12 protein-coding genes are annotated in these 13,962 nt (G+C 30.5%); 10 read left to right on the forward strand and 2 right to left on the reverse strand.

What is annotated here, in order from left to right; genetic code table 11:
* Nucleotides 1-4 precede the first annotated feature (4 nt).
* The 9 genes from JJL45_RS03340 (at nt 5) to JJL45_RS03380 (ending at nt 10,861) form a co-directional block, all read left to right on the forward strand.
* Nucleotides 5-1,357, forward strand: coding sequence for a hypothetical protein (locus JJL45_RS03340; protein WP_068603192.1), 1,353 nt, complete (start codon nt 5-7; stop codon nt 1,355-1,357).
* Nucleotides 1,351-2,601: a hypothetical protein gene (locus tag JJL45_RS03345; protein WP_068603194.1), complete on the forward strand. Its 1,251-nt coding sequence runs from the start codon at nt 1,351-1,353 to the stop codon at nt 2,599-2,601. Before JJL45_RS03340 ends, JJL45_RS03345 begins: the two co-directional genes overlap by 7 nt.
* A 295-nt stretch (nt 2,602-2,896) precedes the next feature.
* Nucleotides 2,897-4,009 (forward strand): glycosyltransferase family 4 protein, encoded by a 1,113-nt coding sequence (locus tag JJL45_RS03350; RefSeq protein WP_068603196.1) that lies wholly within the window; start codon nt 2,897-2,899, stop codon nt 4,007-4,009.
* Complete coding sequence (locus JJL45_RS03355) at nt 4,009-5,757, forward strand: O-antigen ligase family protein (protein WP_068603198.1); 1,749 nt, start codon at nt 4,009-4,011, stop codon at nt 5,755-5,757. The genes JJL45_RS03350 and JJL45_RS03355 overlap by 1 nt, the downstream gene beginning before the upstream one ends.
* Nucleotides 5,732-6,820 (forward strand): DUF1972 domain-containing protein, encoded by a 1,089-nt coding sequence (locus tag JJL45_RS03360; RefSeq protein ID WP_068603200.1) that lies wholly within the window; start codon nt 5,732-5,734, stop codon nt 6,818-6,820. The genes JJL45_RS03355 and JJL45_RS03360 overlap by 26 nt, the downstream gene beginning before the upstream one ends.
* Before the next feature lie 5 nt (nt 6,821-6,825).
* The gene (locus JJL45_RS03365) at nt 6,826-7,965 is read left to right on the forward strand and encodes a hypothetical protein (RefSeq protein ID WP_068603202.1); all 1,140 of its coding nucleotides are present in this window, start codon (nt 6,826-6,828) and stop codon (nt 7,963-7,965) included.
* A 317-nt stretch (nt 7,966-8,282) separates the two neighbouring features.
* Nucleotides 8,283-9,635, forward strand: a complete 1,353-nt coding sequence (locus JJL45_RS03370) for an undecaprenyl-phosphate glucose phosphotransferase (protein ID WP_068603203.1) — start codon at nt 8,283-8,285, stop codon at nt 9,633-9,635.
* Between the two features lie 18 nt (nt 9,636-9,653).
* Complete coding sequence (locus JJL45_RS03375; RefSeq protein WP_068603204.1) at nt 9,654-10,430, forward strand: glycosyltransferase family 2 protein; 777 nt, start codon at nt 9,654-9,656, stop codon at nt 10,428-10,430.
* 17 nt (nt 10,431-10,447) lie between these two features.
* On the forward strand, nt 10,448-10,861 hold the full coding sequence (locus JJL45_RS03380) for a hypothetical protein (protein WP_068603208.1): 414 nt from the start codon (nt 10,448-10,450) through the stop codon (nt 10,859-10,861).
* Between the two features lie 54 nt (nt 10,862-10,915).
* Here JJL45_RS03380 and JJL45_RS03385 read toward each other — a convergent pair whose 3' ends face one another.
* The gene (locus tag JJL45_RS03385) at nt 10,916-12,229 is read right to left on the reverse strand and encodes a phenylacetate--CoA ligase family protein (protein WP_068603209.1); all 1,314 of its coding nucleotides are present in this window, start codon (nt 12,227-12,229) and stop codon (nt 10,916-10,918) included.
* Nucleotides 12,230-12,408: 179 nt separating this feature from the next.
* Here JJL45_RS03385 and purD point away from each other — a divergent pair, with 179 nt between their 5' ends.
* The gene (gene purD, locus JJL45_RS03390; RefSeq protein WP_068603210.1) at nt 12,409-13,680 is read left to right on the forward strand and encodes a phosphoribosylamine--glycine ligase; all 1,272 of its coding nucleotides are present in this window, start codon (nt 12,409-12,411) and stop codon (nt 13,678-13,680) included.
* A gap of 17 nt (nt 13,681-13,697) precedes the next feature.
* Here purD and JJL45_RS03395 read toward each other — a convergent pair whose 3' ends face one another.
* Nucleotides 13,698-13,925: a DUF6341 family protein gene (locus JJL45_RS03395; RefSeq protein WP_067146676.1), complete on the reverse strand. Its 228-nt coding sequence runs from the start codon at nt 13,923-13,925 to the stop codon at nt 13,698-13,700.
* Nucleotides 13,926-13,962 lie beyond the last annotated feature (37 nt).

A 13,962-nucleotide genomic window follows, 5' to 3' on the forward strand; every position in this document is an offset into this window, starting at 1 on the left:
AAATATGAAAAACATATGCTTTATTGCTAACTATTACAAGACTGATGTTTTTGTTGAAATAGCTCATATTTTAAAGGAACACCAAATTACTTCGTATTGGATTATTCCAAACAGAAAGCAATATCTACTCTTAAAAAAAATATTTCCAGAAAATCAACTCTTATATATAGGTAAAAAGGAAGTATTGGCATTTAGTGGAGAAGAACAAGTTGTAGATTTAAAAATTAATGAATTGGTGCATGGAGACAGAGTTTTAAGAGAGGAGTCTAAAGCTTGGACATATAGTTATATGTTAAAATTGCAAAATGTAGTCTATAGCTTTTTATATAGCAACAAAATTAGCTTTGTTTTTGGTGAAGTTACTTGGGCACACGAACTTTTGGTACACAGATTGACCATTAAAGCAAAAGATCTTGGTTGCCAATATTTAAACCCACATACCATTAGAATCCCCAATGGCAGGTTTGCCTTTTTTACGGACGAATATCAATCTAAAATAAAAGAAGCAACTAATAAATCTACTTTTGAAGCATTTGAAATAAAGCTTGAAAAACCTGCATATTTGAGCATAAACGACAAGGTTATTGCTAAAAAGGGAACTTTAAAACATAATTTAATATTAATTAAGAATTTTGTTTTTAGAACCAATCAAGATGCTAACGACCCAACCTTATACAATAGCCCTCTAACGCAGTTTAAAATTAGGACAGCAGAGATTTATAACCGCTTATTGTTTAAAAAGTTTGTTTTAGAAACCTCAATTGAAGATTTGCCGAAAAACAAAAAGCAAATTCTTTTTACACTGCATAAACAACCAGAAGCTTCAATAGATGTTGTAGGACGATATTATGAAAACCAGTTAGAGCTGATAATAAATATTTGGCGGATTTTACCAGAAAACTATATTTTACTAGTTAAAGAACATTCCAATGCTTTAGGAGATAGGAGCTTGAGGTTTTATAAAAAAGTAAAAGAATTACGTAATGTATATCTTATAAACAATAAAGCAGATTCTCATAAATTATTAGATATAGTAGAGGCTGTGTTTACGGTATCCGGTACTATAGCTTATGAAGCGGCTTTAAAAAATAAAAAAGCATATACGTTTGCGCCTACTTTTTTTAATAAAATGAAGGGCTGTGATGAAGTTTCATGGAAGGATTTTAAAACCAAAGACTTAACTAGTTTAATAGATTCTAATAAAGAAGCTATGTGTGTTAATACATTTTCAAATTGGTTATTAGCACATTCCTTTGACGGAATCATGTCCGATTCCTTTGGTGATCCGAGGTGTATGCACAAGGAAAATATTGAAGCATTGAGTAAGGCGTTTTATTCTGTAATTGAGACATGTTAGTATTCAAAATTGAAAACATTGTAAAGATTGCCTTAGGGATTACAATTATGTTCCTAGGTTTTTCAAGTTTGAATGCTTTTACTACAGGTTCGATTTCAGTTTCTATTTTCTTGATATGTGGTTTATGCCTCGTGGGAGCGATTTCAGTTTTAAAGTTTAAAACACCGCCGTTCGCAAAAGATTTTGCTACATTATTAGGGCTATATATCCTACTGAGCTCTATTCTTAATGTAAATGCGGTAAAATTAACTTCTGTTATATATTCTTTTTTGTTTTTGATAATCTATATTTATATAAGTTATTATTCAAAACAATACTTAGTAGTCCAAGATGTTATTAGAATTTATAAACTAATTTTTTTTGGTTTTTTTATTGTATTAGTTATTTCTCAATTTATTGTTTTATTAGGTTGGGAGGTTTTAGAAAGACCTAAAGGATATTTTCAAAGTACAGGTCAACTAGGTATTCAGTTTAACCATGTTAAGGGCAAATATCGTTTTCATTCACTTTCCACAGAACCTTCCTATGCTGCTTTAATCGTAATTATTTGTTTCTCAATTTTATGGGAGCTAATCAAAGAAAAAAAGAAGTTTGTTTTACTCGGGATTTTAATGTTGTATATGCTAATTAGTTTTAAATCAGCAATAGGTTTTATAGCATTATTTATATGGTGTATCAGTCTGGTATCATGGACAAAAAAACACTTTTTTATAATTGGTTTTCTTGTTCTAATTGGGTTACTCTTATTTCTGTTTACAAATATTGGAGGACAAAGTATTCAGCGAGTTCGCGAGGTTGTTTTTTTACTATTTTCATTTAGTGGTAATTTTTTTGAAAAATTAAACTTGATTGATTCTAGCGCATACGCACGAATAGGGCCTACATATACTTATTTAAAGGAAATGGACTTAATAAATTATAAAGTTTATTTCGGGCACGGGGCTGGAGAGTCTGTGCCTTATTTTTCTAAAATAGTTTATCCCGAATCTTGGAACTCGAATATGGTCTTTAAACCTCCATTTATACCTGGCTTTTTTTACGATTATGGTATCGTTGGAACCTTATTGGTCGTGGTATTTATTTGGAATCACATTAAAAAAAGAAGTGTTTTTTTTAAAGTCGTTTTTTTGCTAATATTACTTAACTCAAATTTTAACACACAACTATTTTGGTTTGGCTTAATTGCAATAATGCTATGTAATTATTTTGAGGATAATAACTCAGGCCTGGAGACTGTGCGATAATTTAAGTGTTCGTTTTTATTGGAAGTAGAAGTCTTTTTCACCATTTAAGAAAAAGGAATATTTCTAGAACAAAAAATATTTTTTTGTTCTTAAGCTTTTCAAGAACCTTTATTAAATAATTTAAACAGTTTGACTCTTTTTAACAGGTACAACGAATTATGTTGATTTTTAATTTATATTTTTATGGCTATTTAAAAGTTTCACTAGGTTTGTATGGTACAAATTTTTTGCCAAGTGAGTAGCATAATAACGGGGATTGCTAAAGTTTCTATTTTTTAGGTTAAGAAAAGAAATAATGATGAAGAAAAATATATTGGTTGATGCACACATTTTTGATGATAAATACCAAGGCACTAGAACTTATTTAAAAGGACTTTATTCTGAATTGATTCCTATAGCTACAAATTGGCATTTTTTTTTGGTAGCAAAAAATATTGACAATCTTAAGGAGGAGTTTGGTACTCACGAAAATTTAACTTTTTTACCTTTAAAAAGTAGTAATAAATATTACCGATTGGCAATAGAATTACCACAAATTATAAAACGGCATAAAATAGAATATGCGCACTTTCAGTATATTTGTCCGCTTATTAAAAGTTGTAAGGTTATAATAACAACACATGATATTCTATTTGAACAAAAGGAATTTAAACATTACTTTCCTTTAAAATATAGAATTATTAATGGGCTTTTATTTAAATGGTCGGCGAAACGAGCCGACCTGTTGTTAACTGTTTCTAAGTTTTCTCAAATTAAAATATCTGAAATTTATAAGATAAACAAACAAAAAATAAAAATAACCCCCAATGCCGTTGATAAGCATTTTTGTAAGGAAAATTTAGTGAATTCTACTTGCACTGCTGGAACAGAAAAGTATTTACTCTATGTGTCTAGGGTAGAACCTAGAAAAAATCATTTAAATCTGCTGAAAGCTTTCGTTGAATTAGAATTGTCACGTTTAGGTTATAAAATCGTGTTTATTGGCAGAAAGGATATTTTATCGAGGGATTTAACCACTTACATTGATTTATTGCGACCAGTTGATAAGGAAGCAATATTATGGATTGATAGTATTTCTGTTGATACACTAAAAGCATATTATAATAATTGCGAGTTGTTTGTGTTTCCTTCCTTCGCTGAGGGTTTTGGTATTCCTCCTTTAGAGGCAATGTCAATGGGAAGTAAAATTTTATGCTCAAAAGCTACAGCAATGATGGATTTTAATTTGCCAGAGGCTTTATATTTTGATCCAAATGACCTCGAAGAATTAAAGAAAAAGATTTTAACTCAATTAGCTTCTCCTAAAGTCCCCAGTCGTATATATCAAGAAATTTTAAATAGGTACAACTGGAAGAAAATTGCAGAAGATTATCTTGAATATTTAGAAGAGGAAAATAGTATCATTTAATGGAAAATAGTAAAAGGAAGTTAATATGGGCTATTTTTTTAATTGCAAGTTTTGTAACGGGGACTATAGTTATTTATGGCTACTCAAAATATACTAGAGCATCTAGTGATGGTTTTTCTTCTATTCAAATTTTTCACGAAAGGAGTTTGAATCTTCAAGGGTTGACTGTTTATATAAATGAAGAGAATAGTAATAAATATAGTTATTCAAAACCTTATAAGTTTCAATTTATTAATGACACAGTCGCATCAATTGAATTTGAAACTCTTTTAAAATTTAGAACCTTAAGGTGTTATTTCGAATATCCTGGTGAAATGATATCAGTAAAAAACCTAGTCTTAACAGACTTAAAAAGTAAGTACCTGATTGAACTTGAAAATCTCAACACTGTAGGGCTAAGAAGAACCGCTGATAAAAAGAACTTTGAGTTTGAGGTTGTGAAATCTAATGGATATTTTAATCCCACAAAACGATTTATTTATGATTCAGATTTTAGGGGATTATATCAATTATTAATACCCATATTACTTCTTATTTCCTTTTTTACCTATGTTATATACAAGATAAATATTGATGGTAAACTTTTTAAAAAAGTTGGTTTACCTGAAATTTCCTTGTCCATTTTAATTCTTAGCGAGTTTTTGCCAGCTCCAGTTTATAATATTGCATTAATTCTGGGTGTTGTTTTGAATTTAAAAACCATTCGCTTAAATACAATAAAGAAGAATAAAGTAAATCTTATATTTTTGTTGTTCTTTTTAATTTATTTTTTCAATAATCTCTTTGTAACACAGGGAGGATTTGAAGATTTAAGAACAACTGAAAGGTTTTTACCTTTTTTAATTTTAAGTATTCTAATTCCAGCGATTGCAAAAAGAAAGTATTTAATGTTTTTTCCAATTTCTGCAATAGTTATTGGTTTGGGGCTGTTAGTCACTTCTATCTTTGATGCTTTTGTACATGGTAATGTAGTTTTTCTTTCGTTTGAAAATTTTGCAAAATATTTGCATCCAGTATATTATTCTTATTTGCTATTTTTCTCTGTTATTTATGTTCAACATTATTATTTTGGGAGATTAAAGTATGTTATTTTAACCTCACTCATATTTTTTTTAATATTTAGTGGGTCAAAAATGGTTTTGTTTTTTTCTCTTTTGGTTTTACTAACTGGTCTTATTAACAGTAAAAAGGTAATAATTTTTTCTTTAGTTTTGATTTCAGTAATATTTTTGTTTTCTCCCCTAAAAAAAAGGTTCAAAGAAGTTCTAAATCAAAATGATTTAACAATTCTAAATGAAAAACATATTAAAAATTCTAATGATTCTAGAATAAATGGATTAACTTTTCGATTAATTTTGTGGCGAGAGGCCTTAGCGACTATGGAAGGAACTGATTATATTTTTGGCAAAGGTGTTACTAGGAAGACAAATATGATTTTAGAAGAAAGGTTACAAAAACTAGGGTTATTAAAGCATCAAAATTATAATCCACATAATCAATATGTAGATACATTTTGGCGAACAGGAATAGTGGGGTTACTATGTTTAATATTGATACCTCTATATTGTCTATTAGAAGGTTTAAAAAGAAATGATAGGTTATTAATTTTGTTTGCTCTGTTTATGCTTGCTGTAATGAGTTCTGAATCAATTTTTGGCAGGGTAAATGGAGTTTATTTCTTCACAACAGTGCTATTATTATTAATGAATACTAAAAATACCGATGAAAATTGCCATATTAGGAACTAGAGGAATACCCAATAACCATGGAGGTTTTGAGCAATTTGCCGAATATTTTTCTGTTTATTTAGCGGAAAAGGGACATGAGGTTTATGTTTATAACTCCCATGATCACCTTTTTCAAGAAAAATTATTCAAGGGCGTTCATATAGTACATGCCTTTGATCCCGAATACAAAATGGGAACTGTTGGACAGTTTGTGTATGATTGTAATTGTATAATCGATTCGAGAAAGCGGAATTTTGACGTGATTTTACAATTAGGTTATACTTCAAATTCTATATGGCATAGGTTGCTTCCTAAAAAACCAATTATTATTACCAATATGGACGGTATGGAATGGAAGCGTTCCAAATATTCGTCCAAGGTTAGAAAGTTTTTAAAATATGCTGAAAAGTTGGCTATAAAGTCTAGTGATTATTTAATTGCTGATTCCGTTGGTATTCAAGATTATATTTTAAAGAACTATAATAGAAAGTCAAAGTTTATTGCCTACGGAGCTTCAATTTTTAATACTCCAAATGATGAAGTTTTATCAAAGTATGGAGTTGAAAAAAATAAGTATTGTATTGTTATTGCTCGATTAGAACCCGAAAACAATATAGCAACAATTGTGGAAGGTTACCATAAATCGAAAACAACATATAATTTAATTATTTTTGGAGCCCTAAACGATTTTGGTGAACACTTACGGAGCGAATATGCTGGTGATCGTAGAATTCAATTTGTAGGAGCAAATTATAACCAAGATGAATTAAATAATTTAAGGTATTATTCAAGATATTATTTTCATGGGCATTCAGTAGGAGGTACGAACCCTTCTTTGTTAGAAGCTATGGCTTCGAATACCCTAATCATCGCAAATAATAATATTTTTAATAAAAGCATATTGGAAGATAATGCATACTATTTTGATCAAGCTTTGGATATACAGAATATTATGAATGAAGATACTATATTTAGTTTTAAAGAAAAGTATGCTAAAGAAAATATGAATAAAATAAACAAATTATATAGTTGGGATATTATCAATTCTGCTTACGAGAACTTTATTTTAAAACTAATTAACTAAACAAAATGCCAGAATGGATAAAGAGTAGGGCTCATTTGATTAATTATACTAATATTATTTTTAGTTTTTTGCTGCTTAGTCTTGCGTTTGACTTTTTAGATAAAATTAGTATTTTTTACGATATCGAAATTATAAAACTAAATCGGTATTTAAAGATAGTATATTTATTGTGTTCGATCGCTTTTATATTAATTCACTTGAAATATGTGTATGATCACTTAAAACCTATTCTTGGTTTTATCATAGTATTGACTTTGATTTTTGTGATAAAAAACAATCTTACAGCGCTTTATGTAAATGAATTTTTTCGTTATTTATTTCCTATTATAAGTTTTCCATTAATTTATTATACCTATAAAAATGAAAAGCCTAATTTATTATATAGACTTTTTTTGTTTTTTAAATGGAGTGTTATTATAAATGCTTTTTTAATATTTCTAGGAGTATTATTCAGATATAAAATTTTCAAAACTTATGATTATCATCGATTTGGATATAATGGTTTTATATTAAGCCAAGGTTTTACACCGTATTTTTATATTTGTGTAACAACTGTTTTTTGGGTGCTTAATAAAAAAAAACTACTAACACTAGCTTTAATATTGGCTATAATATCGGGTGTTAAGGGTGTTTATTTTTCGCAATTTTTACTTTTAAGTTTATTGGTTTTATTAAGTGAAAAGTTTGATGTAAAGTTTAAATTGAAAACTTTCGTTTTTATCGTTATTCTGTTTTTAGCTATAATGATTGGTTTTTTTTTAATGCCTACCTTTAATGCTATCCTTAATAAGGATGGTGTGATTTCTGCAGTTTTTTCACACAGATCAGATTTTGCATTAGAGTTATTTCATAAGATAACAGGTGATAATTATAGTGTTTTATTTGGAGCTACTGAGTTAGATAAAGTTAGATTGGAACTTCAATTGATTGATATTGTACTGTTTTTTGGGATTATGGGCTTAGCTGTATATTCTAGTATGATTTATATGATTTTTAAGTATTTAATTAAAACTAACTTGGCTTATGCTTTTTTTGCTACATGTTTAGTTTTATCTCTATTGAGTGGTAATCTTTTTTATATTCCATTTTCTATTATATTAGTTTATGTTTCAATTTTGGCTTTAAGAGAAACAGATTTTTCATAGAATTATTAGATCATTATAAAATTTTAAATATAACCTATGTTCTTTTTACTCTATGTTAGTCATCATCGAATTTTATAACAAATAATGTTAGAGACAAAACTATAATACGTGCAGGTACTGTTCATAAAGATTTAAGGTAAAATGATGTATTGCATTAAACGTATGGTATTTTATTAGCAAAAAAAGTATTAGATTGGGAGCCTAAATAAGAAGGGGAAAGAGAATTAAAATATGATTTGAGTATTTTAAAAATCTTTCAGAAGTACAGCTTTACAAAAGCGAGAATAAAGATTTTAAAAATCATATAAAAGCATAAAGTGGAATACAAAAAAAGCAGATATTCAGGGTATATAAAGCCGCTCTTTGGGTTTATAGATTTAGTTATTATAAACATAGCGGTTTTTTATTTTGATATTAATTTGACTAATGCTTATGTGTTCTGCTTGTATATTTCATTATTGTGGTTAATTATTGCTATAAAAAACCATTTTTATGAGGTACAGCGGCAAACTAGATTAATCCAAATAATACCGCTATTACTTCGTCAAATCATCATTTTTGCGATTGTACTTTATGCTTTTATAGGTTTTTTTAAACAGCCAAATATAAGCCGACTGTCTTTAGGAGCTTATTTGCTTGCTGTATTTGTTTCCATTTCTCTTTTTAAATTATTTTCAACTTATTTACTCAAAAAATATCGAACGGTTTTAGGGGGTAATTATAGAAATGTGATTGTCATTGGAAATACAGATAAAACAAGGCAACTCATAAAAACATTTAAAAGTAGAACTGATTATGGTTATAATTTTAAAGCAAAATTTAATGTTGATGATAAATCGTTTTCTTTAAAAAAGTGCTACGATTATGTCATAGAAAATAGCGTTGATGAGATTTATTTTTCGGTCGCCGAATTATCAAACAAACAGATAAACAATTTAATTGATTTCGCCGATAATAATTTAAGGGAATTAAAATTTATCCCAGATAATAAGGATATATACTCCAAACGTCTTAAGTATGAGTATTACGATTATATTCCTATTTTGTCTATCCGGGATATTCCACTGCAAGAGCCTGTAAATAAATTTATAAAACGCTTATTCGATATCTTATTTTCTTCTTTTATAATAATAGGGGTGTTGTCTTGGTTAACACCAATTCTTGCCATTTTAATTCGATTAGAATCTAAAGGCCCTATATTTTTTAAGCAATCTAGAAATGGCTTTAATTACCAGGAGTTTGATTGTTACAAATTCAGATCGATGAGGCCTAATGAAAATGCTCATTTACATCAAGCCACCAAAGGCGATATGAGGGTAACCAAGGTGGGTGCTTTTATTCGTAAAACAAGTATCGACGAGTTGCCACAATTTTTTAATGTGCTTTTCGGTGAAATGTCGGTTGTGGGGCCAAGACCCCATATGGTAAGTCATACAAACATGTATGCGCAACGTATCGATAAGTTTATGGTGCGTCACTTTGTGAAGCCAGGCATTACAGGCCTAGCGCAAACAAGCGGATTTAGAGGTGAAGTAGAAACCGATAAAGACATTATAAATCGTGTGAAGTATGATATCTTCTATATTGAGAATTGGTCGTTATTGCTCGATATCAAAATTGCCATACAAACCTTTTTAAATGCTGTTCGAGGTGAAGACAAAGCCTACTAATAGTGATTTAATATAGCTATGAAAGCACTGGTTTCTATTATAACACCCATGTTTAATTCTGAAGCTTTTATTTCAGAAACGATAAACAGTGTTATTAATCAGAAGTATAAAAACTGGGAGCTGATATTAATTGACGATAATTCTCAAGACGATACGCTAAAGGTTGTTCAGCCCTTTTTAGAAAAACATTCCAACATCAAACTATTATTAAATTCTGAAAATTCTGGAGCGGCTGTTTCAAGAAATAAAGGAATTGAATGCGCTAAAGGCGATTATATCGCGTTTTTAGATGCCGACGATTTATGGAAACCTAATAAATTGGAAGTTCAAATTCAATTCATGGAAACCCATAATTGTGATGTGTCTTTCTCCAGTTACGATTTAATGGCTGAAAGCGGATTGCCAATGTATAAAATGGTCGTGGCCTTGAAAACGCTATCGTACCAAAAGCTTTTAAAAAGCAATTACATTGGGAATCTAACAGGTGTGTACAACGCCAAAAATTTGGGTAAAATTACCTCACCAAATTTAAGAAAGCGCCAAGACTGGTTACTATGGCTTGCTGCGATTAAACAGTCTGGAAAACCAGCACTGGGTATTCAAGAGGATTTGGCGCACTACCGTGTTAGAAAAAATGGTATTTCTTCAAATAAAGTTGAATTAATAAAACATAATTATTGGGTGTATCACAAAGGCTTAGGTTTTTCTAAAACGGAGTCACTTTACTGTATGATGATCTTTTTAAAGGAACATTTTTTGGTGAAATCAAAGCAGACTAAAGTTATCAGTAATTAAGGTTGAAAAATTGATATATGGAAGTTGAAAAGGACTTAATAAAGCGTGAAATTCAGAGACTGACTTTAATGTTAAGTGGTTTGGTAGAGAAAATTAGTGGATTAAATCCAAATAGCGCTAAAGGTGATATAGATGAAGTAAATAATGCTCTAAAAAGTCAGTTTGATTTGTCCTTAGAAGACATTGCTGAAATGAGTGCTTCTGATGTAATCAAAAAAATATCGAATCTTCACGAATCTCATATTGAGAAAATAGTAGAATTAATTCATGAAATCATTTTAAAAATTGAATCGTCTGATGTAGATCTTAAATTTGAAAAAACTAAAATTGCTGAAAAAGGCATAATAATCATTGATTTTTTGAATGAAAACTCGAATACCTTTTCAATGAAAAGAATGCATATAAAAACGGCTTTACAAAATAGGTTGTAGTTTATTAAAAATTATTCTTGTTCATAATTTATATAAGAAAAACCACAAATCATTTCAAAACTTTAAATACGACGTAAACTGTTTCAGTTTTCCTCGGTTCGAACGGTCTAAGCGTTGGGTTTGTTCAAAAATAATCGTGAGATGAGGTTCTAAATATTTTGAAATCGCTTTTATAACAGCTTCCTTTTTAGATTCAGCCAAAAGTTGATCACTAACATAAATGATTTTAAAAGTGTCCAGTTTGAGTTGCTCAATAACAAATTCCTTTACCGCGCTGCCATCTTCAATTATGGTTTTAGTCACATAGTAAAAGGTGAGTCCTGCGGCGGTTTTTCCACTAGGGAGCTTCACTAAGTCACTGGTTCTGCCATGTAGGCTTTTCAACAGGAGGTTTCCTGGCGTGCTACGTTCAGATAAAGCTCCTAAATCGCCTAAATCGTAACGAATAAACGGATGTGCTTTATTGTAGAGTGCTGTTATTACAATACGTCCAATATGTCCGTATGGCAGAATGTTATCATCATCGTCTAAAATTTCTATGTATAAATCTTCGTGATTAACAACCCAATCGTCATTGTGGTTTTGAAAAGCAATAAGGCCCAATTCCGCCGCGCCATACTCATTGATGATTGGCAGTCCAAATTGGCTTTCTAATAGCGTTTTATCCGATTCAAAAAGCATTTCCGAAGTTACAATACAAGCATTAAGCGAGGGGCAAGCATTTTTTAAAATGATGTTTTTCTTTTGAAGAAATTTAGCAAACTGTACAATGGCACTTGTGTATCCATTAATATAGTCAAACTGGGTAGATTGAAAGATTTTAAGATTCTTTTCAAACTGATGATCACTCAAATCAAAAACAGAAAATCGAAACCGGTTGCTAAGTTTATCTTTTAGACGTTCTTTATAGTACCCTTTTTTGTCTAAAGGAATGCCGTAAAAACGGGCCTGTTTAGAATGGTGTAAATCCAGGTTAAACCAATTGTAGCGATCTATAAAATTGGCCCAGTTTAGGGCATGACAAAATTTATCCTTGGCAAATACAAATGGCGTTCCCGACGATCCCGAGGTTTTATTGATGTAAATATTTTTTTTAGAATATCCAATCGATAATCGGTCGCCTAAAGGACATTGTAAATCCTTTTTAGTCATCACCGGAAGATCATTCCAAATAAAGTTATTATCCGTTTTAGCTAACGCCTTATAAAAAGTATTATGCTTCAGGTGGTAGTTTACAATGTCTTGTTTTTTACTTTCGATATAACCCTTATAATCCGAAGCGCTCTTTTGCTGAATGGTTTTAAGCTCTCGCATGGCGCTTTCTATAGGAAAGCCCTTGAGTTGTAAAGTAAATTTAAATAAATTCATATGCGATAAGCGAAAAAACAAAACCAAATATAATTGATATTTTTTTGGAGTTTGGAGTAAAAATTAAGAAAAAAAGCAGCCCCTAGCGTTGCTAATTCTAAAAAGCCCTTATTTTTGTAGTCGTATAATGAAGCTATTCTTATACATGTCAAATTAAAGAGAATCTAAAAATCAATACAATGAATATCTTAATTCTTGGTTCGGGCGGAAGAGAACATACTTTTGCTTGGAAAATTGCTCAAAGTCCGAAATGTGAAAATCTTTTTGTAGCACCTGGAAATTCAGGAACTGCAAATATAGCAACCAATGTGAATATTGGTGTTACCGATTTTCCTGCTATAAAAGCTTTGGTCTTAGAGCACAACATCGATATGGTGGTTGTTGGTCCTGAGGATCCTTTAGTACAAGGTGTTCATGATTTTTTCTTAAATGACGATGCCATAAAACACGTATCTGTTATTGGTCCGCAAAAAGTAGCTGCCGAGTTAGAAGGGAGTAAAGAATTTGCAAAAGAGTTTTTATACCGTCATAACATTCCAACAGCGGCTTACGAAAGTTTTACAGCTGAAACTGTTGAAAAAGGCTATGCTTTTTTAGAAACTTTAAAAGCACCTTATGTTTTAAAAGCAGACGGACTAGCAGCAGGAAAAGGTGTGGTTATACTTAATGATTTAGATGAAGCTAAAGCGGAACTAAAAAGCATGTTGGTTGATGCGAAATTTGGAGCAGCAAGTACCAAAGTGGTTATAGAAGAGTTTTTAGATGGTATCGAATTAAGTTGTTTCGTTTTAACCGATGGTGAAAACTATAAAATATTGCCAACGGCCAAAGATTACAAACGTATTGGTGAAGGTGATACTGGCTTAAATACAGGTGGTATGGGAGCTGTTTCTCCAGTGCCATTTGCAACTGATGAGTTTTTAAATAAAATTGAAGAGCGTATCGTGAAACCTACGATTAGTGGCTTCAAAAAAGATAATTTACCTTATGTAGGTTTTGTTTTTATCGGATTGATTAAGGTAGGTGACGATCCTAAAGTGATTGAGTACAATGTACGTATGGGTGATCCTGAAACCGAAGTGGTGTTACCAAGATTGAAAAATGATTTGGTAGATGTCCTACAAGCTATGGCAGAAGGTACATTGGATAAAATCAACCTTGAAATCGACGATCGTGCTGCTACAACCATCATGTTAGTATCTGGAGGATATCCTGAAGCTTACGAAAAGGGTAAAGAAATAACTGGTGTTGATGCGATTGAAGATTCTATCCCATTTCACGCTGGTGCAGTGATTAAAGACGGAAAAATTGTAACCTCTGGAGGAAGAGTGATGGCGATTACATCATACGGAGATACGTACCAAGAGGCCATAAAAAAATCTTACCAAAATATAGAAAAACTACATTTTGATAAGATGAATTATCGTAAAGATATTGGTTTCGATTTATAAATCGAAACCAAATTTTTTTATAAATATGAGTGTGAAGAGATGCTTTTATCTTCTTCGTTGTTATCGTTAAATCCTTTTAATTGGATCATCCAATATACCATGGCAACAAAACCAATGATAATAAAGATCCAAGAAACAAGGTTTGCTAAAAACCAGTTTTCAAGCTCTAAAGCTCTAATCGCATCTAAAGGTTTTAAAAGAACGTTAACAAATAAATCTTGTATCGCGTAAAAGAAATCTTTCATATTGAGTTTGTTTATGGGTTGTTAAGCCCTATATAGT

It is taken from the genome of Tamlana sp. s12 (assembly GCF_016767215.1).
Taxonomy (GTDB): domain Bacteria; phylum Bacteroidota; class Bacteroidia; order Flavobacteriales; family Flavobacteriaceae; genus Pseudotamlana; species Pseudotamlana agarivorans.